At 72.8% G+C, this 24,784-nt stretch carries 24 protein-coding genes and 1 pseudogene; 14 read left to right on the top strand and 11 right to left on the bottom strand.

Annotated elements, in window-relative coordinates; translation table 11 throughout:
* Window positions 1–25: 25 nt before the first annotated feature.
* Together Mco01_RS36145 and Mco01_RS36140 are read left to right on the top strand one after the other, a co-directional pair.
* Window positions 26–856 carry an NAD(P)H-binding protein gene (locus Mco01_RS36145; protein WP_204061318.1) on the top strand — a complete coding sequence of 277 codons (831 nt, stop codon included), beginning with the start codon at window positions 26–28 and terminating at the stop codon, window positions 854–856.
* Between the two features lie 105 nt (window positions 857–961).
* Complete coding sequence (locus Mco01_RS36140) at window positions 962–2,302, top strand: M1 family metallopeptidase (protein WP_204061317.1); 1,341 nt, start codon at window positions 962–964, stop codon at window positions 2,300–2,302.
* A gap of 64 nt (window positions 2,303–2,366) precedes the next feature.
* Here Mco01_RS36140 and Mco01_RS36135 read toward each other — a convergent pair whose 3' ends face one another.
* Window positions 2,367–3,041, bottom strand: coding sequence for a DsbA family oxidoreductase (locus tag Mco01_RS36135; protein ID WP_204061316.1), 675 nt, complete (start codon window positions 3,039–3,041; stop codon window positions 2,367–2,369).
* Window positions 3,042–3,194: 153 nt separating this feature from the next.
* Between Mco01_RS36135 and Mco01_RS36130 the strand changes: the two genes are divergently transcribed.
* From Mco01_RS36130 to Mco01_RS36120, 3 genes are read left to right on the top strand one after another with little or no spacing between them, the layout of a single operon-like run.
* A complete protein-coding gene (locus Mco01_RS36130) occupies window positions 3,195–3,497 on the top strand; it encodes a FeoA family protein (protein ID WP_204061315.1) in 303 nt (100 codons plus the stop codon).
* Entirely contained in the window at window positions 3,494–5,449 is a 1,956-nt protein-coding gene (gene feoB, locus Mco01_RS36125; RefSeq protein WP_204061314.1) for a ferrous iron transporter B, read from the top strand. Before Mco01_RS36130 ends, feoB begins: the two co-directional genes overlap by 4 nt.
* 6 nt (window positions 5,450–5,455) lie before the next feature.
* Complete coding sequence (locus Mco01_RS36120) at window positions 5,456–5,998, top strand: NifU family protein (RefSeq protein WP_204061313.1); 543 nt, start codon at window positions 5,456–5,458, stop codon at window positions 5,996–5,998.
* A gap of 63 nt (window positions 5,999–6,061) precedes the next feature.
* Here the strand turns inward: Mco01_RS36120 and Mco01_RS36115 are convergent, their stop codons facing one another.
* Window positions 6,062–6,313, bottom strand: a complete 252-nt coding sequence (locus Mco01_RS36115; RefSeq protein WP_204061312.1) for a hypothetical protein — start codon at window positions 6,311–6,313, stop codon at window positions 6,062–6,064.
* A 264-nt stretch (window positions 6,314–6,577) separates the two neighbouring features.
* Between Mco01_RS36115 and Mco01_RS36110 the strand changes: the two genes are divergently transcribed.
* Together Mco01_RS36110 and Mco01_RS36105 are read left to right on the top strand one after the other, a co-directional pair.
* Entirely contained in the window at window positions 6,578–8,059 is a 1,482-nt protein-coding gene (locus tag Mco01_RS36110) for an FAD-dependent monooxygenase (RefSeq protein WP_204061311.1), read from the top strand.
* A 289-nt stretch (window positions 8,060–8,348) separates the two neighbouring features.
* Window positions 8,349–9,689, top strand: coding sequence for a molybdopterin-dependent oxidoreductase (locus tag Mco01_RS36105; RefSeq protein ID WP_204061310.1), 1,341 nt, complete (start codon window positions 8,349–8,351; stop codon window positions 9,687–9,689).
* Between the two features lie 105 nt (window positions 9,690–9,794).
* Here Mco01_RS36105 and Mco01_RS36100 read toward each other — a convergent pair whose 3' ends face one another.
* The gene (locus Mco01_RS36100; RefSeq protein WP_204061309.1) at window positions 9,795–10,406 is read right to left on the bottom strand and encodes a TetR/AcrR family transcriptional regulator; all 612 of its coding nucleotides are present in this window, start codon (window positions 10,404–10,406) and stop codon (window positions 9,795–9,797) included.
* A 145-nt stretch (window positions 10,407–10,551) separates the two neighbouring features.
* On the opposite strand from Mco01_RS36100, the gene Mco01_RS36095 reads away from it, so the two are divergent.
* Both Mco01_RS36095 and Mco01_RS36090 read left to right on the top strand, forming a co-directional pair.
* On the top strand, window positions 10,552–11,286 hold the full coding sequence (locus tag Mco01_RS36095; RefSeq protein WP_204061308.1) for an SDR family NAD(P)-dependent oxidoreductase: 735 nt from the start codon (window positions 10,552–10,554) through the stop codon (window positions 11,284–11,286).
* A 32-nt stretch (window positions 11,287–11,318) separates the two neighbouring features.
* A complete protein-coding gene (locus tag Mco01_RS36090; RefSeq protein WP_204061307.1) occupies window positions 11,319–11,942 on the top strand; it encodes an NADPH-dependent F420 reductase in 624 nt (207 codons plus the stop codon).
* An 18-nt stretch (window positions 11,943–11,960) separates the two neighbouring features.
* On the opposite strand, the pseudogene Mco01_RS40375 reads toward Mco01_RS36090, so the two are convergent.
* The 4 genes and pseudogenes from Mco01_RS40375 to Mco01_RS36070 form a co-directional block, all read right to left on the bottom strand.
* A pseudogene (locus Mco01_RS40375) lies at window positions 11,961–12,125 on the bottom strand (Tn3 family transposase); the annotation flags it as partial.
* Window positions 12,126–12,456: 331 nt separating this feature from the next.
* On the bottom strand, window positions 12,457–13,881 hold the full coding sequence (locus Mco01_RS36080) for an MFS transporter (protein ID WP_204061306.1): 1,425 nt from the start codon (window positions 13,879–13,881) through the stop codon (window positions 12,457–12,459).
* A gap of 70 nt (window positions 13,882–13,951) precedes the next feature.
* Window positions 13,952–14,437: a MarR family winged helix-turn-helix transcriptional regulator gene (locus Mco01_RS36075; protein WP_204061305.1), complete on the bottom strand. Its 486-nt coding sequence runs from the start codon at window positions 14,435–14,437 to the stop codon at window positions 13,952–13,954.
* 111 nt (window positions 14,438–14,548) lie between these two features.
* Window positions 14,549–16,087 carry a PQQ-dependent sugar dehydrogenase gene (locus Mco01_RS36070; RefSeq protein WP_204061304.1) on the bottom strand — a complete coding sequence of 513 codons (1,539 nt, stop codon included), beginning with the start codon at window positions 16,085–16,087 and terminating at the stop codon, window positions 14,549–14,551.
* 377 nt (window positions 16,088–16,464) lie between these two features.
* Between Mco01_RS36070 and Mco01_RS36065 the strand changes: the two genes are divergently transcribed.
* Window positions 16,465–17,196, top strand: a complete 732-nt coding sequence (locus tag Mco01_RS36065; protein WP_239104182.1) for a GNAT family N-acetyltransferase — start codon at window positions 16,465–16,467, stop codon at window positions 17,194–17,196.
* 34 nt (window positions 17,197–17,230) lie between these two features.
* Here Mco01_RS36065 and Mco01_RS36060 read toward each other — a convergent pair whose 3' ends face one another.
* The 4 genes from Mco01_RS36060 to Mco01_RS36045 all read right to left on the bottom strand — a co-directional run bounded on the left by Mco01_RS36060 (window position 17,231) and on the right by Mco01_RS36045 (window position 21,622).
* Window positions 17,231–18,391 (bottom strand): PAS domain-containing sensor histidine kinase, encoded by a 1,161-nt coding sequence (locus Mco01_RS36060; protein WP_204061302.1) that lies wholly within the window; start codon window positions 18,389–18,391, stop codon window positions 17,231–17,233.
* Window positions 18,392–18,422: 31 nt separating this feature from the next.
* Window positions 18,423–19,247 carry a sensor histidine kinase gene (locus tag Mco01_RS36055; RefSeq protein ID WP_204061301.1) on the bottom strand — a complete coding sequence of 275 codons (825 nt, stop codon included), beginning with the start codon at window positions 19,245–19,247 and terminating at the stop codon, window positions 18,423–18,425.
* Window positions 19,248–19,590: 343 nt separating this feature from the next.
* Window positions 19,591–20,493: an RNA polymerase sigma-70 factor gene (locus Mco01_RS36050; protein ID WP_204061300.1), complete on the bottom strand. Its 903-nt coding sequence runs from the start codon at window positions 20,491–20,493 to the stop codon at window positions 19,591–19,593.
* A 394-nt stretch (window positions 20,494–20,887) separates the two neighbouring features.
* Entirely contained in the window at window positions 20,888–21,622 is a 735-nt protein-coding gene (locus tag Mco01_RS36045) for an SDR family oxidoreductase (RefSeq protein ID WP_204061299.1), read from the bottom strand.
* Window positions 21,623–21,722: 100 nt separating this feature from the next.
* On the opposite strand from Mco01_RS36045, the gene Mco01_RS36040 reads away from it, so the two are divergent.
* From Mco01_RS36040 to sigJ, 4 genes are all read left to right on the top strand, one after another.
* Window positions 21,723–22,199 carry an RrF2 family transcriptional regulator gene (locus Mco01_RS36040; protein ID WP_204061335.1) on the top strand — a complete coding sequence of 159 codons (477 nt, stop codon included), beginning with the start codon at window positions 21,723–21,725 and terminating at the stop codon, window positions 22,197–22,199.
* A gap of 389 nt (window positions 22,200–22,588) precedes the next feature.
* Window positions 22,589–22,921, top strand: a complete 333-nt coding sequence (locus Mco01_RS36035; protein WP_204061298.1) for a YybH family protein — start codon at window positions 22,589–22,591, stop codon at window positions 22,919–22,921.
* Window positions 22,918–23,802: an SDR family NAD(P)-dependent oxidoreductase gene (locus tag Mco01_RS36030; RefSeq protein WP_239104181.1), complete on the top strand. Its 885-nt coding sequence runs from the start codon at window positions 22,918–22,920 to the stop codon at window positions 23,800–23,802. The genes Mco01_RS36035 and Mco01_RS36030 overlap by 4 nt, the downstream gene beginning before the upstream one ends.
* A 60-nt stretch (window positions 23,803–23,862) precedes the next feature.
* A complete protein-coding gene (gene sigJ / locus Mco01_RS36025) occupies window positions 23,863–24,783 on the top strand; it encodes an RNA polymerase sigma factor SigJ (RefSeq protein ID WP_204061297.1) in 921 nt (306 codons plus the stop codon).
* Window position 24,784: the final 1 nt, after the last annotated feature.

Below are 24,784 nucleotides of genomic sequence, written 5' to 3'. Positions count from 1 at the left end.
CCCTCGTGCGGTTGGCTTACCTGCCATGACGGACATCCTCATTCTCGGCGGCACCGGAACAGTCGGCCGCCGCGTCGCCGCCCGCCTCAGGGCCGCCGGCCGGACGGCGCGCACGGCGGCCAGGACCGGCGGCGACGTCCCCTTCGACCTCGGCGACCCGGGGACCTGGGCGCCCGCGCTCGACGGCGTCACCGCCGCCTACCTGATGGAGCCCGACCTGCGGACGAGCATCGACCGCCGGGCGCGCGTCCCCGCGTTCGTGGCCGAGGCGACGGCGGCGGGCGTGCGGCGTCTGGTGCTCCTGTCCGCCCCGGCCGCCGACGAGGACGGCCATCCCCTCAAGATCGTCGAGGAGGCCGTGCGCGACTCGGGCGCCGACTGGACCGTCCTGCGGCCGACCTGGTTCTCGCAGAACTTCGGCGAGAAGTTCTGGCGGCCCGGGATCCTCGCCGGGACCCTGTCCCTGCCCGCCGGCGACGGCCGCGCGCCGTTCGTCGACGCCGAGGACATCGCCGAGGTCGCCGTGTCGGCGCTGACCGAGGACCGCCACGCCGGCCAGGTCTACGAGCTGACCGGGCCGCGGGCGATCGGGTTCGGCGAGGCGGCCGGGCTCATCGGCGCGGCCGTCGGGCGGGTGATCCACTACGACGACGCCGACCCCGCGGTCCATGTCGAGCGCCAGGTCGCCCATGGCGTTCCCCCCGAGGTCGCACGGCTCCTCACCGGCCTCCTGGCCGGCCTCCGCGACGGGGTGGGCGGGGCGGTCCTCGACGGCGTCGACCGCGCCCTCGGCCGGCCGCCCCGGCCGTTCGAGGAGTACGTCGCCGAGACGGCCGCCGCCGGCCTCTGGACCTGACGTCCCATAGCGGGAATCGAGGACGCATTGACCCCTATTTGACAAAAAGTTACATTACGTCGGCAGATCGGGGGCCCGGCGCGCCTGTAAGGGAGAAACGTCCTCATGGTCCGACGAGTCCTGGTCTCGGCCACCGCGGTGGTGCTCTTCCTCGTCTGGGGCGTCCCGCCGGCCGCCCACGCGGCGGACGGCACGCGCACCCCGTCGTCGCCCTCCTACACCGTCACCCTGTCCAGCAACACGTCGGGCAGCACCTGGACGGGGCACGAGAGCGTGACGTTCTCCAACGCGTCCGCGGACCCCCTGACCGAGGTCTACCTGCGGCTGTGGGACAACTACCACGGGGCGTGCCCCTCCACCCCGGTCACCGTGACCAACGTGACCGGGGGCACGCCGTCGCCGTTGTCGGTGGGCTGCACCGCGATGAAGATCGCGCTGCCCGCGCCGCTCGGCCAGGGCCAGAGCGCCACCGTCGGGTTCGACCTGAGCATCGTGGTGCCGTCCGGCGCCGACCGGTTCGGCCGCGACGGCTCGTTCACCTTCGTCGGCAACGCGCTGCCGGTCCTGGCCGTCCGCGACGCGAGCGGCTGGCACCTCGACCCCTACTCGAACAACGGCGAGTCGTTCTACTCGCTGATCAGCGACTACTCGGTGACACTCGACCACCCGTCGTCGCTGCTGGTGCCCGCCACCGGCACGTCGACCGACACGCCGGGGACGTCCGGCCGCACGGTCACGAAGGCGACCGCGAAGAGCGTCCGCGAGTTCGCGTGGGCGGCCGGGCCGTTCGTGAAGACCACGAGCACCACCACGACGGGCGTCGTCGTGAACGTCTACCGGGTGAGCTCGATCAGCTCCGGCAGCGCGAGCTCGATGATGACCACCGCGAAGAACGCGCTCGTCACCCATGCCGGTCGGTTCGGCGCCTACCCGTACGGCGAGGTGGACGTGGTGCTCGACAACAACTTCTGGTTCGGCGGGATGGAGTATCCGGGTTTCGTGCTCGACGTGATCAGCTCGACCGCCCTGGCGCACGAGCTGGCCCACCAGTGGTGGTACGGGATCGTGGGGGACGACGAGTACACCAGCCCCTGGCTGGACGAGTCGTTCGCCGACTACGCCACCGACCTCTACAACGGCGTCTCGGGCACCAACTGCTGGAACGGCGTGTCCTGGCAGTCGTCGGCCGAGAAGATCACCAACTCGATGGCGTACTGGGACGCCCATCCGAGCCGGTACGGCACGGTGGTCTACACGTACGGCAAGTGCGCGCTGCACGACCTGCGGCGGGCCATCGGCACGACGGCGATGCAGAACCTGCTGAAGAACTACGCCGCCGCGCACTGGTACGGGGTGTCGACCACCGCCGAGTTCAAGGCCGCCGCGCAGGCCGCCACCTCGGTCGACCTGTCGTCGTTCTGGACCGCCCACCGCATCGACGGCTGATGCCCGTGACCGGCGCGGCAGGAACGTCGGCCGAAGATCCGCCCGGAGATGGGAGAACGGGTGGTCAGGAGCCGAGGGTGCCCAGGGCCGTCGCGATCGCCTCGCGGTAGCCGTCCACCGGCACCGCGCCGGGGATGCCGTAACGTCCGTCGAGCACGGTGAACGGCACGCCGGTCGCGCCGAGCTCGAGGGCGGCCCGGTGCTCGGCGCGCACCTCGTCGGCGAAGCGGTCGCCGTCGAGGACGTCGCGCGCCTCATCGGCCGGGACGCCCACACGCTCGGCCGCCGAGACCAGGAACTCCGGCTCGTAGACGTCGGCCGCGCCGCTGAACAGGCGTTCCTGCACCACGCCCATGAACGCGTTCGCCAGGCCGTACGTCCTGGCCAGAAGCGTCAGACGCAGCACGTCGAGACTGTTGCCGTGCGCGCGGTCGATCTCGTACGGAAGGCCCTCCTGCGCGGCGAGCTGCCTCATCTGCTCTTCCAGCGCACGGGCCCGGGCGGGCGGCATCCGCAGATGCCGCGCGAGGTACTCGAGGTTCGGTTCGACCGTCCGGGACGCCCCCGGGTCGAGCTCGAAGGCGTGCAGCACCACGTCGACGCGATCGGCGGCGTCCGACTGCGTGATCGCGGTCTCCAGCCGCTTCTTGCCCAGGTAACACCAGGGGCAGGCGACGTCGACCCACACGTCGATGCGCAGCCGGGTGTCGCCGGCGGCCGCGGGCGCGATGACGTCCATGGTCGTTCCCTCCTGGGTTCGAGCGGGGATTTACGGCAGGCTATGCCGGGAGACCGGGGTGGGGAGACGTCCGATCAGTTGTCAGCGTAGCCTAGCCTTACTGATCTGATCGTGTTGATCGTGTTCCGTCCGGCACGGCGAGGTGAGGCGTGGATGACCACCGTTGACGACTTGGTCGAGCCCGGTGATCGGCTGTCCGCGGTGCGGTGCGACGGGGAACGGCCCCTCGCCGACCTGGCGCCCGGCGCCAGGGCCACCGTGACGCGGGTGACGACCGCGGGATCGCCCGCCACGGCCCGCCGGTTGCGGGACCTCGGGTTCACCCCGGGCACGGTGGTCCAGGTGGTGCGCCGGGCGCCGCTGCGCGATCCTGTCGTCTACCTCGTGAAGGACTACGAGGTGTGCCTGCGCAGGGCGCAGGCCGCGTGCGTGTACACGGTCAGGGCGGACGGGTGAGCGCCGACTGCCACGACACCGGTGATTCGGGCACGGGCGCGGTCCTCACGGACGTGCCCCGGGTCGCCCTCGTCGGCAGCCCCAACGCGGGCAAGACGAGCGTCTTCAACAGCCTGACGGGTCTCAAGGCGAAGACGGGCAACTATCCCGGGGTGACGGTCGCCCGGTTCGTCGGCACCTTCCGCGTGGGCGGGCGCGGCTACGTGGTCGAGGACCTGCCGGGGACGTACAGCCTGGAGCCGATCAGCCCCGACGAGCAGATCACGGTCGACGTGCTCGACGGCCGCCTGGAGAACGTGCCGCGGCCCGACGCCCTGCTGGTCGTGGTGGACGCCACCACGTTGCGGCGGTCGCTGGGGTTCGTGGCGCAGGTCCTCGCGCGAGGTCTGCCGACGTGCGTGGTGGTCACCTTCACCGACGAGCTGACCCGCCGGCAGGGACACCTGGACGTCGAGGCGCTCGGGCAGGCCCTCGGCGTGCCGGTCCTCCCGGTGGTCGGCCACCGCGGGCACGGCATCGGGGAGCTGCGCGAGCGGCTGGCGGAGTGGCGGTCCTGGCCGCGCCCGGTGCTGCCGCCCCCGGCGGACCCGGACGAGTCGGACGCCTGGGCGGAGTCGGTCCTGGCCTTCGCCGGATACCGGTCCGCCGAGCGTCACCGGGTCACCCAGCGCGTCGACGCGGTCCTGCTCCACCCCGTTCTGGGCACGGCCGTGTTCTTCGTCGTGATGCTGCTCTTCTTCCAGACCGTCTTCACCCTGGCCGCCCCGCTGCAGGGGTACGTGGAGGCGTTCTTCGGGTGGCTGTCGGGCCTGGTCGCCGCCCACGTCCACGTCGCGTGGCTGTCGGGGCTGCTCGGCGACGCCGTCATCGGCGGCGTCGGAGGGGTGCTGGTCTTCGTCCCGCAGATCGTCCTGCTGTTCCTGCTGATCGCCCTGCTCGAGGGCGTCGGCTACATGTCCCGCGCGGCGTTCCTGATGGACCGGGTGATGGCGCGGGCCGGGCTGGAGGGGCGGGCGTTCGTCGCGCTGCTGTCGTCGTTCGCCTGCGCGATCCCCGGCATCATGGCGACCCGCACGCTGCCCTCCGCCAACGACCGCGTCGCCACGATGATGGCCGCGCCGCTCATGACCTGCTCGGCCCGGCTGCCGGTGTACGTGCTGCTCATCGGCCTGCTGGTCGACCCCTCGGTCAAGGTCGGCCCGTTCGGCGCGCAGGGGCTCGTGATGTTCGGCATGTACCTGCTCGGCGCGGTGTCGGCCATGCTGGCCGCCTGGGCCTTCAAGAGGCTCGGCGACCGCCGCGGCCTCGTCATGCCGTTCTACATGGAGATGCCGCCGTACCGGCTGCCAGCCCCGCGGTCGGTGCTGGTGGCCATGTGGGACTCGTCCAGGTCGTTCATCCGCAAGTGCTCGACGATCATCATGGTCACCACCGTCGGGCTGTGGCTGCTGCTGAACCTGCCGCTGCAGTCGGCCGCGCAGATGCGGGCGGCCGGCGTCGACCCCGGTGACGCGACCGCCGTCTCCTCCTACGTCGTCGACCACAGCTACGCCGCGGACCTCGGCCGCCTGGTGGCCCCGGTCTTCGACCCGCTGGGCTTCGACTGGCGCGTCAACGTCGGCGTGCTGTCCGCGCAGTCGGCCAGGGAGACCTTCGTCGCGACCCTCGGCCAGGTCGCCGCCGCCGAGGACCCGGAGCACCCGGCGCAGGTCCTGCGCTCCATGACCTACCCGGACGGCCCGCGCGCGGGGCAGCGGGTGTTCACCGCGCCCACCATCGCCGCGCTGCTGGTCTACTTCGCCTACGCCCTCCAGTGCATGGCCACCGTGGGCATCATGCGGCGCGAGACGGGCACCTGGAAGTGGCCGGCGGTCGCGTTCACCTACCTGACCGCGACCGCGTGGGTGATGGCGTACCTGGCGAGGACGATCACGACGATGCTGGGCGGGTGAGCGCCGATGGTCCCGACCCATCCCCAGCCGGTGCCCGGGCGGCCCGACGAGCTGCGCTGGGTCGTCCCCGCGGACGTGCTGCCCTTAACCGGACGACCGGCCGCCGTCCCGGCGCCGCTGGCCGCGTTGCTTGCCGACGGCACCCTCGCCGAGGTCCGGGTGGAGCCGGCCGCCGTCGTCACCCGCCTCGGAACGGGCCGCGGCTGGCCGGCCGACGGCCCGCGCGTCCGCACCGCGCTCCACGCCGCCCTGGACGACCCCGCCGGCTGGGCGCCCGAGGACGACGCCGGGGAGTCGCCGGAGGACCTGCTGCTGTACACCGCCGCCCGGGACCTCATCGACGGGCAGGTGGGGCGGTTCGCCCGTTCCCACGGAGGCGGCATCGACCTGGTCGCCGCCCACGAGGGCGTCGTCACCGTCCGCCTGAACGGCGCCTGCAACGGATGCCCGGCGGCGCGCGTCACGATGAAGCGGCGGCTGGAGGACACGCTCCGCCGGCGTTTCCCTGCCCTTCGCGAGGTCACGGACGCCGGCGCCCCGCCGTCCTGACCCGGCCGCACGACAGGCCGGGGGGCGGCCGGTCGGCGCGCCCCCCGGGTTGTCAGCGGGTCGCTAGCACTTGCCGCTCACCCGCTTGCATCCCGTCCTCTTGCAGCACCTGAACCGGCGGTGGTTGGTGCACCGGTAGCTGCATTTGTCGCCCGGGTTCCCCGCCGAGAGGCCGAGCGTGGGGGACCCCTGGCAGGACGACGGGGCGGCGGCGAGGCTCGGCTGCGCCGACGCGGACGACACGCCGAACGAGCAGGGCGCGAAGGCCACGAACAGCGTGGCCCCGAAGACCGTGAACAGTCGCTTTCCCCGCATGGATCGCTCCTCTCCGATCGAGCCGCAGGTCGCGATCGCGGACTTCGATTGTCGGCGGCGGCCTCGAAGCGCGTCCAGGCCACTGACCCTCTCTGGAGGCATTCGCCGGTCATTTCAGCCCGTCGCATTGGCACGGCATTGGCGCGGCATTGGCACGGCATTGCCGCGGCGGCCGGAGCATGATCCAATCTGCCGGAGGAGCCGGGGGTACGCGTGCGCCCCCGCGGCCGCGGCGCGGCCGATCGGCGGACACGGGAGCGGTGAATGGGTGACGTCGTCATCGTGGGAGGCGGCCCCACCGGGCTGTGGCTCGCGGCGGAGCTGCGGCTCGCCGGCGCCGGCGTCACGGTCCTGGAGAGGCGGACCGAGCGCGACACCCACTCGAAGGGCTTCACCGTCCATCCCCGCACGATGGAGTTGTGGGCCTCGCGCGGCGTCGACGAGCTGTTCGTCCCCAGGGGCACGCGGGTGCCCAGCTCGCACTTCGGCCTCCTCGACACCCGGATGGACTACGGCGCCCTCGACACCCCCTTCCCGTACGTCCTCCTGCTCGCGCAGCCGGCGGTCGAGGAGCTGACCGAGGGGTACGCCCGCGACCTGGGGGTGACCGTCCGCCGCGGGCACGCCTTCACCGGCCTGACCCAGGCGGCGGACGGGGTCGTGGTGCGGGCCGAGGGGCCGGACGGCCCGTACAGCCTGGAGACGGGATTCGTGGTCGGATGCGACGGCGTGGGCAGCGCGGTCCGGGCGGCGGCCGGGATCGGCTTCCCCGGCACCGCGTCGACCGCCTACACGTGGATCGCCGACGTGATCCTCGACGACCCTCCGCCGGTGGCGTACTTCCAGGCCACCAACGAGGCCGGTCAGGTGCTGGTCGTGCCCATGGGCGCCGGCGTCCACCGGGTGGGCGGCATCGACGGCGACGCCGGCGCGGACGCGGCCCTCCCCGGCGAGAAGGAGATCAGGGCGCGGCTCGTGTCGGTGACCGGCACCGACTTCGGCCTGCGCGACGTGGTCTGGGTGTCCGGCACGGGGACCGCCTCGCACCTCGCCGACCGCTACCGCGACGGCCGGGTGCTGCTGGCCGGGGACGCCGCGCACCGCCTCTTCCCCGCCGGCGGGATGGGCCTGAACGTCGGCCTGCAGGACGCGGGGAACCTCGGATGGAAGCTGGGCGCCACCGTGCGGGGATGGGCTCCCGGCGGCCTGCTGGACACCTACCACCAGGAGAGGCACCCGGTCGGCGCCGCCACCCTGCTCCTGACCCGGGGACAGACCGCGCTCATGACCGCGTTCACGCCCGAGAGCCTCGCCCTGCGCGCGGTGCTGAACGACGCCGTCGGGCAGGTGCCGCAGTTCTCCCATCACCTGGCGCGGCAGGTCTCCGGCATCGGCGTCTCCTACGGGCGGGGTCCCGGCGACCACCCACTGGTGGGCACGCGGGCCCCGGACCTGCGGCTGTCCGACGGGACGGGGCTGTTCGGGCTGCTCGTCCCGGGCGGGTACGTGCTGCTCGACTTCGCGGGACCGGCCTCCGCCGTCGCCGGCGGGACGGCCGCGCCCCCCGGGCTGACCGTCCGCCAGGACCGGCCGGTCGAGTCGCGGGCCGACTGGCGGCCGGTCCGCGCGGCGCTGATCCGTCCGGACGGACACGTCGCCTGGGCCTCGGAGACGGACGGCGACACTTTGCGGTCCGCGGCCGCCACCGCGTTGGCCGCCGCCGTCGGCGGTCCCGGCTTGCCCTAAAGGGATCATTTCGGCGGTTTCACGGCGGCAGCCGCCGAGTACCCGTAATGCCCGCACAGGGCAAGCGGGGACCAAAAATGCAGGTCATCGCCTTGTGAGAGGATCGGGGCCTTCCTAACGTGAGGGCATGTCCCACTCATGTCCTCGCCGCTCGTTCATGGGAGGGACGCGGACACCCGCCGTCCCCCGAACCGGCCCGGACGTTCGCCGGTGTGACCGGCCGCAGGGGCCGCCACGCCCGCCTCGAACGACCTGAACCGAACCGGCGCGAGATACGGGGGTGCTCGCGGTGACACATCGACCGGACCACAGCGAGGACGGGACCGGCCGCCCTCGGGAGACGGGATACTCGCGGCGATCGTTCCTGGCGTGCTCGGCGGCGGGCGCCGCGGCGCCGTTCCTCGTCCGCGGAGCGTCCTCCTCCCCCGGCGCGGCCGCCCCTCCCTCCGGCGAGGCGGCGAACTTCGTCGTCCAGCCCACGCCGTCGCGGTACTTCGTCCACCGGGAGAACGGCTCGGAGGAGATGAAGTGGGGCCCGGTCGGGCGGGCGGTCCTGGACGGCCGGCACGCCGAGTACGGGGACGCGATCCCCAACGACCGCCTGTACATCCACAACAGGGCGCGCCCGCCGCGGATCGACCGCCGCGCCTGGCGGCTCAGGCTCACCGGTGACGCGCTGGCCCGTCCCCGGTCGTTCACGTACGACGACCTGCTGGCGATGCCGCCGGTGACGCTGAGGCGCACGATCGACTGCGGGGCCAACTGCTCCGCGTTCTTCCCGAAGCTGCCGCCGGGCGGGGCCGACGAGCGCTGGCTTCCCGTCGGCTACACCCAGTGGCACTTCGGCGCGGTGGGAGCCGCCGAGTGGACGGGAGTACGGGCCGGGGACGTGCTCGCCGCCGCGGGGGCCCGGTCGCCGGTGGACGTGAAGTTCATGGGCCTGGACCTCATCGTCAACCAGAGCTTCCCGGGCGGGACGGTGCGCTACTCCCAGGTCGTCCCGATCGAGAAGGTCCTCAAGGACGACACGCTGCTGGTGTACCGCATGAACGGGCAGGACCTGCCGGTCGACCACGGCTACCCGCTCCGCCTGCTCCTGTCGGGATGGAGCGCCGTGACCTTCGTCAAGTGGCTCGGCGAGATCGAGGTGTCCACGCGTCGCATCCCTCCCACCGGGCTGCAGACGAGGCACGTCCTCACCGGTCCGGCCTATCCCAAGCCGGTCCCGCTGAGCGTCAGCCCCATCCGCAGCGCCATCGAGCACGACCCGGAGGTCACGCTGCACCCCGGCGACGTCGTCCTGCGCGGCCGGGCGTGGTCGGGACACGGCGCGATCGACCGCGTCGACGTCTCCGTCGAGAGGCTCGCCGCGCCCGGGCGCTGGGTCACCGAGATGCCGTGGCGGAGGGCGACGCTGCTCAACACTCCCGAGCCCTTCATGTGGGTGCGCTTCGAGGTGCCCTGGCGGGGAGCCCGCCCCGGGCAGTACCGCGTGATGTCCCGCGCGAGGGACAGGGCCGGCAACGTCCAGCCCCGCCCGCAGGACGTCGTGTGGAACCAGCACGGCCTCGGCTACAACGGGCACTACCCCCTGGAGCTCATCGTGGTCCCGCCCAGCGACATGCCGTGACCCCCGGCTAGTACGACGTGGGCGACGGCCGTCGTCCACCGCCGGACGAGCCGACCCCGGGACGCGCGACCGGCAGCGCGTCCAGCCTGGCCGCGGAGTGCCACGTCAACTCGAGACTTCCTCTCGTCGCCGGTCATCGCCGGCTGTGGCGGGGATGGCGGTGTCGATGAGGACGGCGGCGATGGCGGCGGCGGTGGGGAAGGCGTCGGCGTTGAGGACCCGGGTGCGGGCCGCGGCGCCGTCGATGAGCAGCGCGAGCTGCTCGCCGAGCTGTTCAGGGTCGGCGGCCCCGGCTTCGCGGGCGGTGTCGGCGAGCCGCGCGGCGACGGCTTTCTTGTAGTCGCGGGCGTACTGGGATGCGGGGTGCTGGGGGTCGTGGAGTTCGACGGCGGCGCCGATGTAGGGGCACAGGGGGGTGGTGGGGGGGACGTCGAAGGCGGCGAGGAGCCGTTCGCGGGGCGTGAGGTCGGTGCGGTCGAACACGCCGGACAGAACAGAGGGATCGAACCGGCGCAGGTACTCGGCGACGAGTTCGTCCTTGCCGGTGAAGTGCTGGTAGGCCGTGCGCTTGGACACCTGGGCCGCCGCGCACAGCTGGTCCATGCCGGTGCGGTTGATGCCCTGCTCGCGGAACAGCTGCTGGGACGCGCTGAGGATGCGCTCGCGGGCGCCCCGGCCCCGGCGGCGGCCCTTGGGTCCCTTCTCCACCTCCGTCATGGGTCCATGGTACGCCGGCTGGGTAACGACCGGTGTACATAGTTTGCGTCCCGGCCGCCCACCCCGTACCGTAAGCACACAGATCGGTGTACATAACACCGGTAACCGCTGGTGCGCACGGCACCACCGACTCAAGGGAACGAATATGGGGAAGCTTGACGGCAAGGTCGCGGTCATCACCGGCGGCACCAGCGGCATGGCGCTGGCCGGCGCGAAGCTGTTCGTCGATGAGGGAGCGCACGTCTTCATCACCGGCCGCCGCCAGGAGGCCCTGGACGAGGCCGTGAAGCAAATCGGCCGCAACGTCACCGGCGTCCAGGGCGACGCCGCCGACCTGGACGACCTGGACCGCCTGTACGACACCGTCAAGCGGGAGAAGGGAACCCTCGACGTGCTGTGGGCCAGCGCCGGCGGCGGCGAGCCCGCCCCGCTCGGCGAGATCACCGAGGCCCAGTTCGACACCTGGTTCGGGCTCAACGCCCGCGGCACCCTGTTCACCGTCCAGAAGGCCCTCCCGCTCTTCAACGACGGCGGCTCCATCCTCATGACCGGCTCCAACGCATCCCTCGGCGCCTTCCCCGGCTGGAGTGTCTACGCCGGCAGCAAGGCCGTCCAGCAGGCATGGGCCCGCGTCTGGCTCAACGAGCTCAAGGACCGCCGCATCCGCGTCAACGTCCTGACCCCCGGCCAGGTCGCCACTGCCAAGCAGGAAGAACTCTTCGACGAGGCCACCAAGCGTCAGTTCGAGTCCCTCATTCCCCGCGGCCAGATGGGCCGCCCCGACGAAATCGCCACTGTCGCCCTCTTCCTCGCCTCCGACGACTCCAGCTACGTCAACGGCATGGAACTCGTCGTCGACGGCGGCACTACCGCCCTCTGAACCGAACAACCACCACCAGGGCAGGACATCTCATGAGCAACATCAGCATCATCGGCACCGGGAACATGGCCCGCACCATCGGCGCGCGGGCGGTGGCGGGCGGCAACACCGTCGAGGTCATGGGCCGCGATCAGTCCAAGGCCGCTGACCTGGCCAAGGCTCTCGGCGGCGGCGCCACGACGGGAGAATGGGGCACCGCCCCGGCGGGGGACATCGTCATCGTGGCCCTGTTGTACGACGGTGTCGTGCCGGTCGTCGCCCAGTACGGAGACGCTCTCGCGGGCAAGGTCATCGTCGACATCAGCAATCCCTTCAATTCCACGTTCGACGGGCTGGCCCACCGCGAGGAGACCTCGATCGCGCAGGAGGTCGCCAAGGCGGCCCCGGCCGGCGCCAGCGTGGTGAAGGCGTTCAACACCATCTACCGTCATGTCCTGGAGAAGGGTCGGCCCGACGTCTTCATCGCTGGCGATGATGCGCAGGCCAAGGCACGTGTGGAGGCGTTCATCGAGAGCCTCGGGTTGCGCCCGCTGGACGTCGGCGGCCTGAAAATGGCGCACTGGCTGGAAGGAGCGGGCGTGGTCACGGTGGGCCTCGCCAACCACGGGGTGGGGAACCTGGACTTCGCCCTCGGCATCACCGAACTTCCCGTCTGAGCGAACGGTGTCCTCCTCGCGGATCTCGTGGCCCTCGGCCTGGAGCTGGGCGAGGGCGTCGATGTAGCGGGTCGTCCAGAGCACGATGGCGTTGAGGACCAGGCCGAGCGCGCCGAGCCGGCCCTCCATGCCGTCGCGGTACTCCTGGTGGATGGGGCCGCGCTTGTGAACTGCTTGAGCCACGACCGGAGCCGTACGCGACGCTGCTTAAGGCGGCCTCACCTCTTCCCCTCCGTGTTGATGCGGAAGAGGGGGATCAGTACGACGGCGAGGCACATGATCACGATGCTCCGCCGCTACCTGCGCGACGGTGGCGTAGAACGCTTCGGATCCCATGGACGTTCTTCGTGGGCACTCGCGCGCCTGTTTCTGCCGCAGGTCCGCGGAGGGCACGTGCCGCTCGCGGCCGCGAACCGGAGGGCTGAGGAGGCGGAGGCGCGGGAGACGACCCAGGCCGCACGGATCGACAAGCTGGGGCAGATGCTCGCCGGCGCGCGGCTGCAGCTGGAGCACGTCACGCAGGCGCAGGCAGCGGAGCGGCCGGGGCGGGCCGGCGCAGGACGGCGAGCGCCACGGCGAACGCCGCGACCAGCAGGCCCGCGGAGACGGCGAACGCCAGCCGGTAGCCGCCGGTCAGCGCGGCCGCCTCCCCGGCTCCGGCCGCCAGCAGCTCGTCGGTGCGCGAGGCGGCCAGCGTGGACAGCACCGCGACGCCGATGGCCATGCCGACCTGCTGGGTGGTGCCGAACAGCCCGGAGGCCAGGCCGGCGTCGCTCTCCCCCGCTCCGGACATGCCGAGCGTGGCCAGCGCCGGGAGCACCAGCCCGCCGCCCGCGAGGAGCAGCATCACCGGCAGCAGGTGGGTGACGTAGACGGCGTCCACCGGGATGCGGGTGAGCAGGGCCATCGCCCCGACGAGGAGCGCCAGACCGGCGACCAGGACGGCGCGGGCGCCGAAGCGGGCGCTGAGCCGGGCGGACACGAACAGGGAGACCGAGCCGATGAGCACCGCGGCCGGGAGCATCGCCAGACCCGTGTCCAGCGCCCCGTAGCCCAGCACCCGCTGCATGTAGAGAGCGACGAGGACCTGGAAGGCGAACATCCCCGACAGGCTCAGCATCTGGGCGAGGTTCGCGCCGGCCACGTTGCGTGACCGCAGGACGCGCAGCGGCATCAGCGGGGCCCGGGCCGTGGCCTGCCGCACGACGAACCCGGCGAGCAGGGCCAGCGACACCGCGCCGAGGGCGAGCGTGTGGACGGAGAGCCAGCCGTACTCCTCGACCTCGACGACCGTGTAGATGCCCAGCATGAGACCGGCGGTCACCAGCACGGCGCCGGCGACGTCGGCCCCGGCGGCCAGCCCGATGCCCCGGTCGGCGGGCAGCGCCGGCAGCGCGAGCGCGACCGTGGCCACCCCGATGGGCACGTTCACGAGGAAGATCCACGGCCAGCTCAGGGCGTCCGTGAGCACTCCGCCCAGGACCTGGCCGATCGACGCGCCGGCCGCTCCGGTGAAGCTGAAGATCGCAATGGCCCTCCCCCGCTCCCGGGGGTCGGTGAACAGCGTCACCAGGATGCCCAGGACCACGGCGGAGGCGAGCGCGCTGCCCACCCCCTGCAGGAACCGCGCGGCGATCAGGAGCCCCGGACCGGTGGACGCGGCGGCCAGCAGCGAGGCGGCGGTGAAGATCGCGTTGCCGGCCAGGAACATCGTGCGGCGCCCGACCAGGTCGCCCAGCCTTCCCGCCAGCAGCAGCAGGCCGCCGAAGGGGATCAGGTAGGCGTTGACGATCCAGCTCAGCCCGGCCGACGAGAACCCCAGATCCCTCTGGATGGCGGGCATCGCCACCGTCACGATGCTCCCGTCGAGGATCGTCATCAGCCCCGTCGCGGACAGCACGCCCAGCGCGGTCCAGCGCGAGTTTCGCGTGTACGACATGTCTCTCCCGTCTCGTATCGACGAGAAAGACCGTAGCAGATAGTTTTGTTGTAGACGATCCCTTACGGATCTACTTTCGCTCGCGGGCTCGCCGGGCCTGCTGGGCGCCGTCCGCGGGAGTGGCGAGGTGGCCGGCGGCCAGGCGGTTCAGGGCGCGCACGAGGACCTCGCGCTCGTCCTCCGGCAGCGAGCCGAGCGCCGCGCGGTGCACGCCGTCCACGATCTCCTGGCTGCGGCGGGCGATCTCCGCTCCGGCGTCCGTGACCGCGATGATCCGCGCCCGCCGGTCCACGCTGGACGGGCGGCGCTCGGCGTACCCCGCCTTCTCCAGCGCGTCCACGGTCACGACCATGGTGGTCTTGTCCATGTCGCCCAGCTCGGCGAGCTGGATCTGCGTGCGTTCCTCCTCGATGGCGTGGACGAGCACGCAGTGCATGCGCGTCGTCAGCCCGATCTCGGCGAGCGCCGCCGCCAGCCGGGTGCGCAGCACGTGACTCGTGTGGTCGAGCAGGAAGGACAGGTCCGTCTCTGTGCGCGCGGGAGCCATCGCCGTCATGCCACCAGCGTACCCACGTCGTCCCGCTGCGGATTATCCGCGAACGGACGATACGGCGGCGCCCGCCGGCGCCCGGCCGAGGGCCGGGGCCGGCGGGCGTTCCGGCCGGTCTCAGGCAGCCGCGCACCCGACGGCGGACGGCACCCGGTTGGAGCCCGACCAACTGGCGAGGAAGCCGGCGGTCGTCGAGGCGGCCGGCGCCAGGGCGCCGTTCCACGTCTCGTTGCGGACCGTCACGCCGCTTCCCGACTGGGTGTAGCGGCCGCCCCAGATCTGGGTGACCCGCTGGCCGTCGGGGAAGGTGAAGGTGACGCTCCACCCCGTCAGGGCCGCCGTCCCGGTGTTGCGCACCGCCAGCTCGCCCTGGAACCCGCCCTGCCACTGGCTGACGACTCGGTACGTCGCGGAGCAGCTGAGCGGGCCGCCGGTCGGCGACGGGCTGGGCGAGGGGCTGGGCGAGGGGCTGGGCGACGGACTCGGCGACGGCGACGGACTCGGCGAGGGAGAGGGAGAGGGAGAGGGAGAGGGAGAGGGACTCGGCGACGGCGACGGAGAGGGGCTGGGCGAGGGCGACGGATTGCCGGCCGGAGGGACGCGGATGATCCGGTCGTCGTCGGCGGCCGGAGTGCCGCGGCCGTCGCGGTTGCTCGTCGTCACCCAGAGCCACCCGTCCGGTCCGACCGCGACCGTGCGCAGGCGCCCGTACGTCGCCTGGAGCTCGGCCACGGGGGTGCCGGCCGTGGCGCCATTCACCGGCACCGTCCACAGCCGCGTCCCGTGCAGCGCCCCCGCGAAGAGCGTGCCGTTGGCGTACGCCAGGCCGCTGGGCGAGGCCTCCGCGGTGCTCCACGTCACCAGGGGGTTGCGGAAGCGCGGGTCGTTGCACATCCCCTCACAGGTGGGCCAGCCGTAGTTCGCGCCGCCGACGATGAGGTTGATCTCGTCCCAGGTGTTCTGGCCGAACTCGCTGGCGTACAGCCGTCCCTGCCCGTCCCAGGCGAGCCCCTGCACATTGCGATGGCCGTAGCTGTACACCCGCGACCCCGCGATCGGGTTGTCCGAGGGGACGCCGCCGTCCGGCAGCAGGCGCAGGATCTTGCCGCCCAGGCTGTTCAGGTCCTGGGCGTTGGCCGTGTTCCCGCCGTCGCCCGCGGAGACGTACAGCATGCCGTCGGGCCCGAACGCGAGGCGTCCGCCGTTGTGGAAGGAGTTGCGGGGGATGCCCGACAGGATGACCTGCTGGGTGGCCGGCGCGTTCAGACGGAAGCGGACCACCCGGTTGTCCGAGGACGTGGTGTAGTAGGCGTAGATCCACTGGTCCTGCGCGTACGCGGGCGAGACCGCGATGCCGAGGAGACCGCCCTCGCCCGAGGGCGTGACGTTCGGGACCGTCGCCACCGGCGTGGGCGCGGACCCGGGACGCACCTGCATGATGCGCGCCGTGTCCCGTTCGGACACGAGGGCGCTGCCGTCCGGGAGGAACGCCAATCCCCACGGCACCTGGAGTCCCGTCGCGGAGACCTGCGCGCGGCCGAAGTCGAACCCGCCGGTCGCGGCTCCGGCGGCGGGCGGACGGGTCACGAGGAGCGCCGCCGCGATGGCAAGGACGGTGAGGGCCGCGGCGAGGGCCGAGGCGAGACGGTGCGGCATCACGTGCCCCCCGAGGGATGAAACGTCGGCTGTCGGCTCCGGGTGTGTCACGGGAACGTAGCCGGGGTCCGCGGCGCGGGCAACGACCGGCCTCCGCCCGCTCCCCCTCGGCCTCGATGACCTGGGCCTCCTCTCACCGGCCGGTCAGCGGGTCAGGAAACTTTCAGGTAAACCAGGAAACTTTTCGCCGGCCAGCGGGCGACCTACCCATATTACCTACCGCTATTACCGGTAATTAGCCTAGAATGCCGCAGAGAAGGACGAATGACAGGAGGTCGGATGCCGAAGGCGTTCGTGTTCACCCGGGCGTTCCCCCTGAACGAGGCGCCGCGCGCGGCGCAGGACGACCACGCCCCTGGCACCATCGAGGTGGGCGCGTGAGCGTCGGCGCGCCGGGCGGCGGGACCGCGGACCGCCACCTCCTGGACAACCCCGCCTGGGCCTCGCTCACCGGCCCGCACGCGCACTTCGCGGAGCGGCACGGCAACGCGGTGCGCTATCCGGACGACGTCTCGCCGTTCTACGCGCTGCCCGACGACCCCGGCCCTGCGGACTGGAACGACCTCGCCGTGCTCGCGGGACCCGGCGCGACGGTCCCCGTCGCCGGCGCCTTCCCGCCGCCGGACGGGTGGGAGGTGGTGGCGCAGGGCGTGGGCGTCCAGATGGTCGGCGACGACGTGGCGCCGGCGCCGGACGGCGAGGCGGTCCGCCTCGCGGCCGCGGACGTCCCGGAGATGCTCGACCTCGTCGAGCGCACCCAGCCGGGCCCGTTCCGGCCGCGGACCGTCGACATGGGCACCTATCTCGGCATCCGCCAAAACGGCGCCCTGATCGCCATGGCCGGCGAGCGCCTGCACCCGCCCGGCTGGACGGAGATCAGCGCCGTCTGCGTCGACCCGGCCTTCCGCCGCCGGGGTCTGGCGTCCCGGCTGGTCCTGGCCGTCGCGGCCGGCGTCCGCGCCCGCGGCGAGATTCCGTTCCTGCACGCCGTCGCGAGCAACACCGGCGCCATCCGCGTCTACGAGGCGCTCGGCTTCCGTCTCCGCCGCATGACGACGTTCGCCGCCGTCCGCGTCCCCGCCGGCGTGCTGACCGACGCGCGTGGGTGACCGCCTTTACATCGTAGATCTCTAGGCGGGCGGGTCAGGAGACGAGAGGAAGGCGCAGGACGAAGCGCGCCCCGCCGTAGGCGGCGTCCTCCACGTGCAGGGTGCCGCGGTGGGCCGAGGCGATGGCGCGGGCGACGGCCAGGCCCAGCCCGGGGCCGCCGCGGTCGCGGCTGCGGGAGGCGTCCAGGCGGACGAAGCGCTGGAAGATGCGGTCGCGGTCGTCCGGGCTGACGCCGTGCCCGTCGTCGGCCACGGCGAGCTCCGCGTGACCGCCGGCGCGGCGCAGGTCCACCTTCAGCCGCCGCGCGGCGTGCCGCCGGGCGTTGTCGAAGAGGCCGGCGAGCAGCCGGGTGAGCTGCCAGGAGGCGGCGTCCACGGTCACCGCCGGCTCCAGGTCGAGCCGCACGTCACAGCTTCCTGCCCAGCGGGCGGCCACCGTCTCGACCAGGCTCGTCAGGTTCACCTCCTCCAGCTCTTCGTCGGCGTCGACCTCGATCGTGGCCAGCAGGAGCAGGTCGTCGACGATGGCCGCCAGCCGGTCGAGGTCTCCGGCCAGGTGGCCGAGCAGATCGCGCAGGTCGACGTGGTCGGGGTGGAGCTGCGCCTCCTCCACCTGCAGGCGCAGCGCGGCGAGCGGCGTGCGCAGTTCGTGCGAGGCGTCGGCGGCGAACTGGCGCTGCCGGTCGAGCAGCCGCTCCGCGTACGTCGCCGCCTCCCTCACCTGCTCGTTCAGGTCGTGCGTCTCCGTGGCGTACGGGCTCATGGGCGAGCGGCTCCCCCGGAACTGCTGGAGGAACGCCGACACGTCCTCCGTACGGTGGACGAACAGCACCACCGCGCCGTTCGAGCCGAAGACAGGCGAGTTGACCGTGCTCCAGTACCGCCCCTCGGACAGACCCCCGGCGCCCGAGACGGGCATGGCGCACCTCTGCGGCGCCATCACGTCCGGCTTGCCGGTGGCCCGGGCCCGGCGCAGCGAGGCCTCGAGGTTCCGCAGCGCGCGCCGTCTGCCCGGGTCGGCGTGGTCGTGGGCGCAGGAGTCGAGCACGTGCCGGCCCAGCAGTTCCTCCCGCCGCCGGCCGCAGGCGTCGAGGTAGGCCTGGTTGACGGCCACGATGGTCATGTCCGGCGTCATCACCAGGCACGGGCTCGGAACGGCCGCGAACAGGGCCGCGTAGTCGAGGTGCTGTCTCATCGGGTTCCCTTCGGCGCGCGCTCGGTGGAGCTCACGTCTCCATCGCTTCGTGCAGGTGCCGCTCCGGCTCCGATCCGGCGGAAGCGGCCGGGCCCGCCAGGGGAAGGCGCAGGACGAAGGCCGCCCCACCCGTCTCGGACTCCTCGGCGTGCAGGCTGCCGACGTGGGAACGGGCGATGTCGCGGGCGATCGACAGACCCAGGCCGGTGCCGGTGCGGTCGAGGCGGCGGGCGGCAGCCAGGCGGGTGAAGCGCTGGAAGATCCGTTCCCGATCGCACTCCGCGATCCCCTCTCCGTCGTCGGTCACCGTGAGCCGGGCGTGGCCGTTCTCGCGGCTCACCCGGACCTCGACCAGGTGCCTGGCGTGCCGCTGGGCGTTGTCCAGCAGGTTGGTGAGCAGCCGGACGATCCGGATCGGGACGGCATGGACGATCACCCCGCTGTGCAGCCGGAGCCGTACGTCGATGGGGTCGGACCTGCGGGCGACCTCCTCACGGACGATCTCGGCGAGGTCGGCGCGCCGCGGCTGGACGCCGGAACCGGTCTCCAGCTCGGCGAGGACGCGCAGGTCCGTGAGGATCGCGTCCAGCCGGTCGACGTCGCGCAACGCCCGGGCGACCAGGTCGCCGAGGACCGTCTGGTCAGGATGCAGGCGGGCCTCCTCCAGCTCCGCGCGCAGCCCCGCGACGGCCGCGCGCAGCTCGTGCGACGCGTCGGAGGCGAACCGCCGTTCCTTCTTCAGCTCGCGTTTCAGCTCGCGCATCGTGTCGAGGGACGTCTGAATCGCCGCCGCGGTCCTGCCCTGACGGGATGGGTGCGGCTCACAGTCGTACGGGGGCGTGGGGAGTGCCGTCACAGCACATGTTCCTTCCATTGCGTGGCTTCCGGGCGCGATGCGGCGGACGGTCGCGTGGGAGGTTCGCGCGGCCCGCGCCGGCGCGGTGCCGGGCCGGTCCGCCGGGCCGGCGCGATCTCCGCGACGGCCGTCGCTTCGGAGGGAGCCGCTGTCATGCGGTCACCAGCTAGGACAGGACAGCCCCCCGGCCTGTGACAGCCCCGGGGCGAGCGCGTGCGATTCGTCGTCCGGCGCGGCTCTCACGCGGACGGGTGAGGTCCGCCGCCTGGCAGCGCGCGAGGGTGGCCGAGGCAGCCGCGCGCCGGCGAGCCCCCCGGTCGACGGGCTCGCGAACGTGGCGTGGTCAGGTCACGGCCGGCACCGCGGTGATCTTGGCGGGGTTCATCATCCAGAACACCCGGTCGACGCCCTGCTCGGAGGCGTCGACGGTGAGGACCGCGAACACCTGCCCGTCCCGGCTCAGCAGCGCGGAGGTCTGGCCGTTCGTGCTCGCCCACGTCACGTCGACGCCGGCCCAGAAGCGGCTCGCGAACGCCCTGACGTACCTCGCCACCCGCGACGCCCCCACCACGGGGATGCGCGAGGCGCGCTCGGCGCCGCCGCCGTCGGAGTAGCTCACCACGTCCGCGGCGAAGATCTCCTCCAGCGTGGCCAGGTCGCCGGCCCGGGCGGCGGCGACGAAGGCCGTCAGCAGCCTGCGTTGCTCGGCCTTCGTCACGGGCGCCCTGCGCTCGGCGCGCACGTGCCGGCGGGCCCGGCTGACCAGCTGGCGCACCGCCACCTCGCTGAGCCCGACGATGTCGGCGATCTGCCGGTAGGGGTAGTCGAACGCCTCCCGCAGCACGTACGCCGCCCGTTCCGTGGGCGACAGCCGCTCCAGGAGCAACAGGACGGCGAGCTCCAGCGCCGCGCCGCGCTCGGCGCCGAGGTGCGGGTCCGCGCTGGTGTCGACCGGCTCCGGCAGCCACGGGCCGACGTACGTCTCGCGGCGGACGCGTGCGGACTGGGCGGCGTTGATGGCCAGCCGCGTCGTCACGGTCGCGAGGAACGCGGCGGGGTTGTCCACCGCGGCGCGGTCGCAGCCCTGCCAGCGCAGCCACACCTCCTGCACCAGGTCCTCGGCTTCGGTGGCGCTGCCCAGCATCCGGTACGCGATCCCGAACAGGCGCGGCCGCACATTCGTGAAGACCTCCGCCGCCCGGTCGATCTCGCCCGGACCCCTCGACCCGCCGTCCGCCACCGCCATCGCCCCCTTGCCTCGTCCGCTTCACGGCTCGGCCCCCGGCCCTCGTGGCCGCCCGCACCCATCCGCGGCTGGAGCGAGTACGGGACGGGCCCGCGGGCCGGGTGCGCGCCGCTTCCTCCGGTGTGCGCGGTACGGCGCCGGCCACGTGATCGCGTGGTGCCCGGGATGGACACGGATGATCGCCACCGGGCGGGCGACGAGCTCTACGGGCCCGGCCGGCCTCGCGGCGGCGCCCGTGGCCGGGCAAGCGGCAGGACGCCCGGGACGGGTGCGTACCCCGGCGTCGCGCCCGGGCCCGGTGACGACTTTCCCACCACCGTAACCCCGCGGCTCGGTGTGGGGTGGACGACCCGGGCGAGGCCGGGGGGACCGCCGGCCTCCCGGGGCGTGGGGGTCAGGCGCGCGCGAGCCAGTCGGCGTACCGGGTGGGGGCCGTCACGGCGCCGGCGGGGGCGATGATGGCGTCGCCCGACACCGCGGCGAACATGCCCGCGGTGTCGTCGGCGACGACACGGCTGTCGCCCTTGGCCGCGAGCGTGATCCTGCCGAGCTCGTCGAGGGTGAAGACCTCGGGACCGGCGACGTTGCGGACACCGTTCAGGGGTGCGCCCACGGAGACCTCCGAGACCGCGGCGGCGACGTCCGCGGCGGCGATCGGCTGGATCGGCGTGCGCGGCAGGCGCACCGTCTCCCCGTCGCCGGTCCAGGACATGATCGCGTCGACGAACTCCATGAACTGGGTGGCGCGCACGATCGAGAACGGGACATCGCCGGCCCGCAGCACGTCCTCCTGGAGGACCTTCGCCCGGTAGTAGACGAGGCCGGGCACCTGGTCGACGCCGACGATGGAGAGGATGACGAAGTGCCCGACGCCCGCCTTCGTGCTCGCGCCGACGAGGTTGTCCATCGAGGTCTGGAAGAACGCGGGCGAGGCGTCGTCGAACGTCGGGGAATTGGTGAGGTTGACGACGACGTCCGCGCCCGCCACGGCGTCGTCCACGCCGGCGCCGGTGATGATGTCCACGCCCGTGGACAGGGAGTGGGGCACGGCCTCGTGACCGGCCGCCGTGAGGTTCGCGACGACCTGCGAGCCGATCAGGCCGGTTCCGCCGAAAACTGCGATCTTCATGATGAGCCTTTCACCCAGGTTCGAACGAGGTGTTCGCCGCCGACTATACCCGGACAAAAATTATCCGAGATCGGGGGGCCGATAGGGTGGCAGGGTGAAGATGTCTGCGGGAGTGGAGTGGGCGCTCCACTGCTGCGTCGTACTCACGTCCGTCGCGGAGCCGGTGCCGGCCGCCCGGCTGGCGGAGCTGCACGATGTGTCGCCGACCTACCTGGCCAAGCAGCTCCAGGCGCTCGCGCGAGCCGGCCTCGTCCAGTCGGTTCAGGGGAAGTCGGGCGGCTATGTGCTGACCCGCTCCCCGGCGGCGATCACCCTGCTCGACGTCGTCGAGGCCATCGACGGGCCCGACCCGGCCTTCGTCTGCACGGAGATCCGCCAGCGCGGCCCCCTGGCGGCGCCGCCCGAGCGCTGCGCCACGCCCTGCCCGATCGCCCGCGCGATGGCCGCGGCCGAGTCGGCCCGGCGGGCCGCGCTGAGCTCCGTGACCATCGCCGACCTCGCCGGACAGGTCGAGACCGACAGCGGCGCGGGCACCCTGAAGACCGTCGGCACCTGGCTCGGGAACGACCTCCCGTAACAGAGTGCAGCCTGCCCGCCTCGCCCGAGTTGGGGCTGGGCGCGGGGCGTGCGGCACGCCGAAAATAGACATCTCCCGCCCGGCCGGATGAGTACCGGCCCGTTGATCGTTCGCGCATCCCCCGGAACCGCGCCACTTGGGCTCGGCGCGGACCCGTCCGGACCGCGTCGTCGTCCAGGAACGGCGGCGTGCCGCCGTTGCGGGCGTCGACCACCTCCACGTCGCCGCGACGCGGTTGCGGCCGCGCTCCCCCGCCCCACCGGCCGCGCTTCCCCGCCCCACCGGTCGCGCTTCCCCGTCCCACCGATCGCGACCCGCGTGACCCCGGCTCGCTATAGCAGTTCATATAGCGCTATATTGACTTCTATAGCGCAACGAGAGGAGAGCTCATGAGCGCGACCGTTCCCGCTGTGGTGGACAGGTACTTCGAGGCGGACGCACGCCGCGACATCGACGCGATCGTCGGGCTGTTCACCGGCGACGCCGTGGTCGTCGACGAAGGTGAGACCCGGCGCGGCACCGCGGAGATCCGGGCCTGGCAGGAGGGCCCGGCGTCCCGTTACCAGTACACGACCGAGGTGCTCGGCGCCGAGGTCCTCGACGCCGGCGACGTCCTGGTCACCGCACGCCTGACGGGCGACTTCCCCGGCGGCACGGCGGAGCTGACGTGGCGCTTCACCCTCGCAGGAGACCGCGTCAGCCGGCTGAGGATCGCGCCGTGACCGCGGCGGGAACGCCGGCGAGGACCTGGTTCGTCACCGGGGGAACCCCCGGCGGTTTCGGCATGGCCTACGCGGACGCCGCGCTGGCCGCCGGCGACCGCGTCGCGCTCACCGCGCGCCGCCCCGCCGAACTGCGCGAGTGGGCCGCGCCCCACGGCGACAGGGTGCTCGTCCTCCCCCTGGACGTCACCGACGGCGGGCAGGTCCGGCGGGCCGTGGCCGAGGCGGAGGGCCGCTTCGGCGGCATCGACGTCCTGGTCAACAACGCGGGCCGCGGATGGTACGGCTCGGTCGAGGGCATGGACGAAGAGGCCGTCCGCAGGGTGTTCGAGCTGAACTTCTTCTCGGTCCTGGCCGTGACCCGAGCCGTGCTGCCGGGCATGCGGTCGCGCCGCCGCGGCTGGATCGTCACCATGTCCTCGGTCGCCGGCCTCGTCGGCACGGCCGGCTTCGGCTTCTACACGGCGGCGAAGTACGCCGTCGAGGGGCTGACGGAGGTGCTGCGCCGGGAGGTGGTCCCCCTGGGCATCAAGGTGATCACGGTGGAGCCGGGCGCCTTCCGTACGCGGGCCTACGCCGGCTTCGCCGGCGAGCCCATCGAGGAGGACATCCCGGACTACCGCCCGATGCTGGAGTCCGTACGCGCCGCCATGATCGGCGAGGACGGCAGGCAGGCCGGTGACCCCGTGCGCGGGGCGCGTGCCGTGGTCGCGGCCATCGGCCGGGACGACCCGCCCAGACGGATCGTGCTGGGAGGAGCGGGGTACGACGCGGTGACCGGCCACCTGGAGGCCGTTCTCGCCGAGCTCCGCGCCCAGGAGGCCGTCGCCCGCGGCGCGGACTTCCCGGAGCCGACAGCCGGAGGCGACGCGCCGGCCTGACATTCCGGGCCGTAGTCTCGTCGATCCCGTGACGGCGGACGCGACGAGGAAGGCGGCACGATGAGCGACGAGCCCGATCCGAGCCTGAGCGCGATCATGAGCGAGCGGCGCGGGCTGATCAACCTCGCGTACCGCCTCCTCGGCTCCCTGGCCGACGCGGAGGACGTGGTCCAGGAGACGTACGCCCGCTGGTACGCCATGTCCGGACCACAGCGGGACGGCATCGGCTCCCCCGGCGCCTGGCTGACCACGGTCGCCAGCCGCATCTGCCTCGATTTGCTCGGCTCGGCGCGGGCCCGGCGCGAGAGGTACGTGGGCGAGTGGATCCCCGAGCCGCTGCCCGACCCCGCGGAGTGGGCCACCGGGCCGTCGGGCGGCGGCGCCGACCCGGCCGATCGGGTCACCCTCGACGAGTCGGTCACCATGGCCTTCCTGGTCGTGCTCGACTCGATGACCCCGGCCGAACGCGTCGCGTTCGTCCTGCACGACGTCTTCCGCTACTCCTTCGCCGAGGTGGCCGAGATCGTCGGCCGTACCCCCGCGGCATGCCGCCAGCTGGCGTCCTCGGCCCGCCGCCGCCTGGGCCCGTCGCAGGCTTCCGCGACCTCGCCGGCCCGGCGGGCCGGGATCGTGCGGGACTTCAAGCAGGCGTGGGAGGCCATGGACATCCACACCCTCATCGGCCTCCTCGACCCCGACGCCACGGCGACGGGCGACGGCGGGGGCCTCGCCAGCGCCGTGCTCCGTCCCATCGAAGGCGCCGAGCAGGTGGCCCGCCATATCCTCGCGATCGCCGACGTGGCACCCGGCCTGACGATCCTGGAGCGTACGGTCAACGGGCAGCCCGGCCTGGTCGCCCAGCAGGACGGCGTCACCGTGACCGTGGCGGCGTTCGAGGTCGTGGGCGACCGGATCACGCACATCTGGGCGGTACGCAACCCGGAGAAGCTCCGGCCGTGGACGTCGGAGTCATCCTTCTAGG

Source organism: Microbispora corallina, from assembly GCF_016863035.1.
Taxonomy (GTDB): Bacteria; Actinomycetota; Actinomycetes; order Streptosporangiales; family Streptosporangiaceae; genus Microbispora; species Microbispora corallina.
This window is presented reverse-complemented; position numbering and strand designations above follow the sequence as displayed.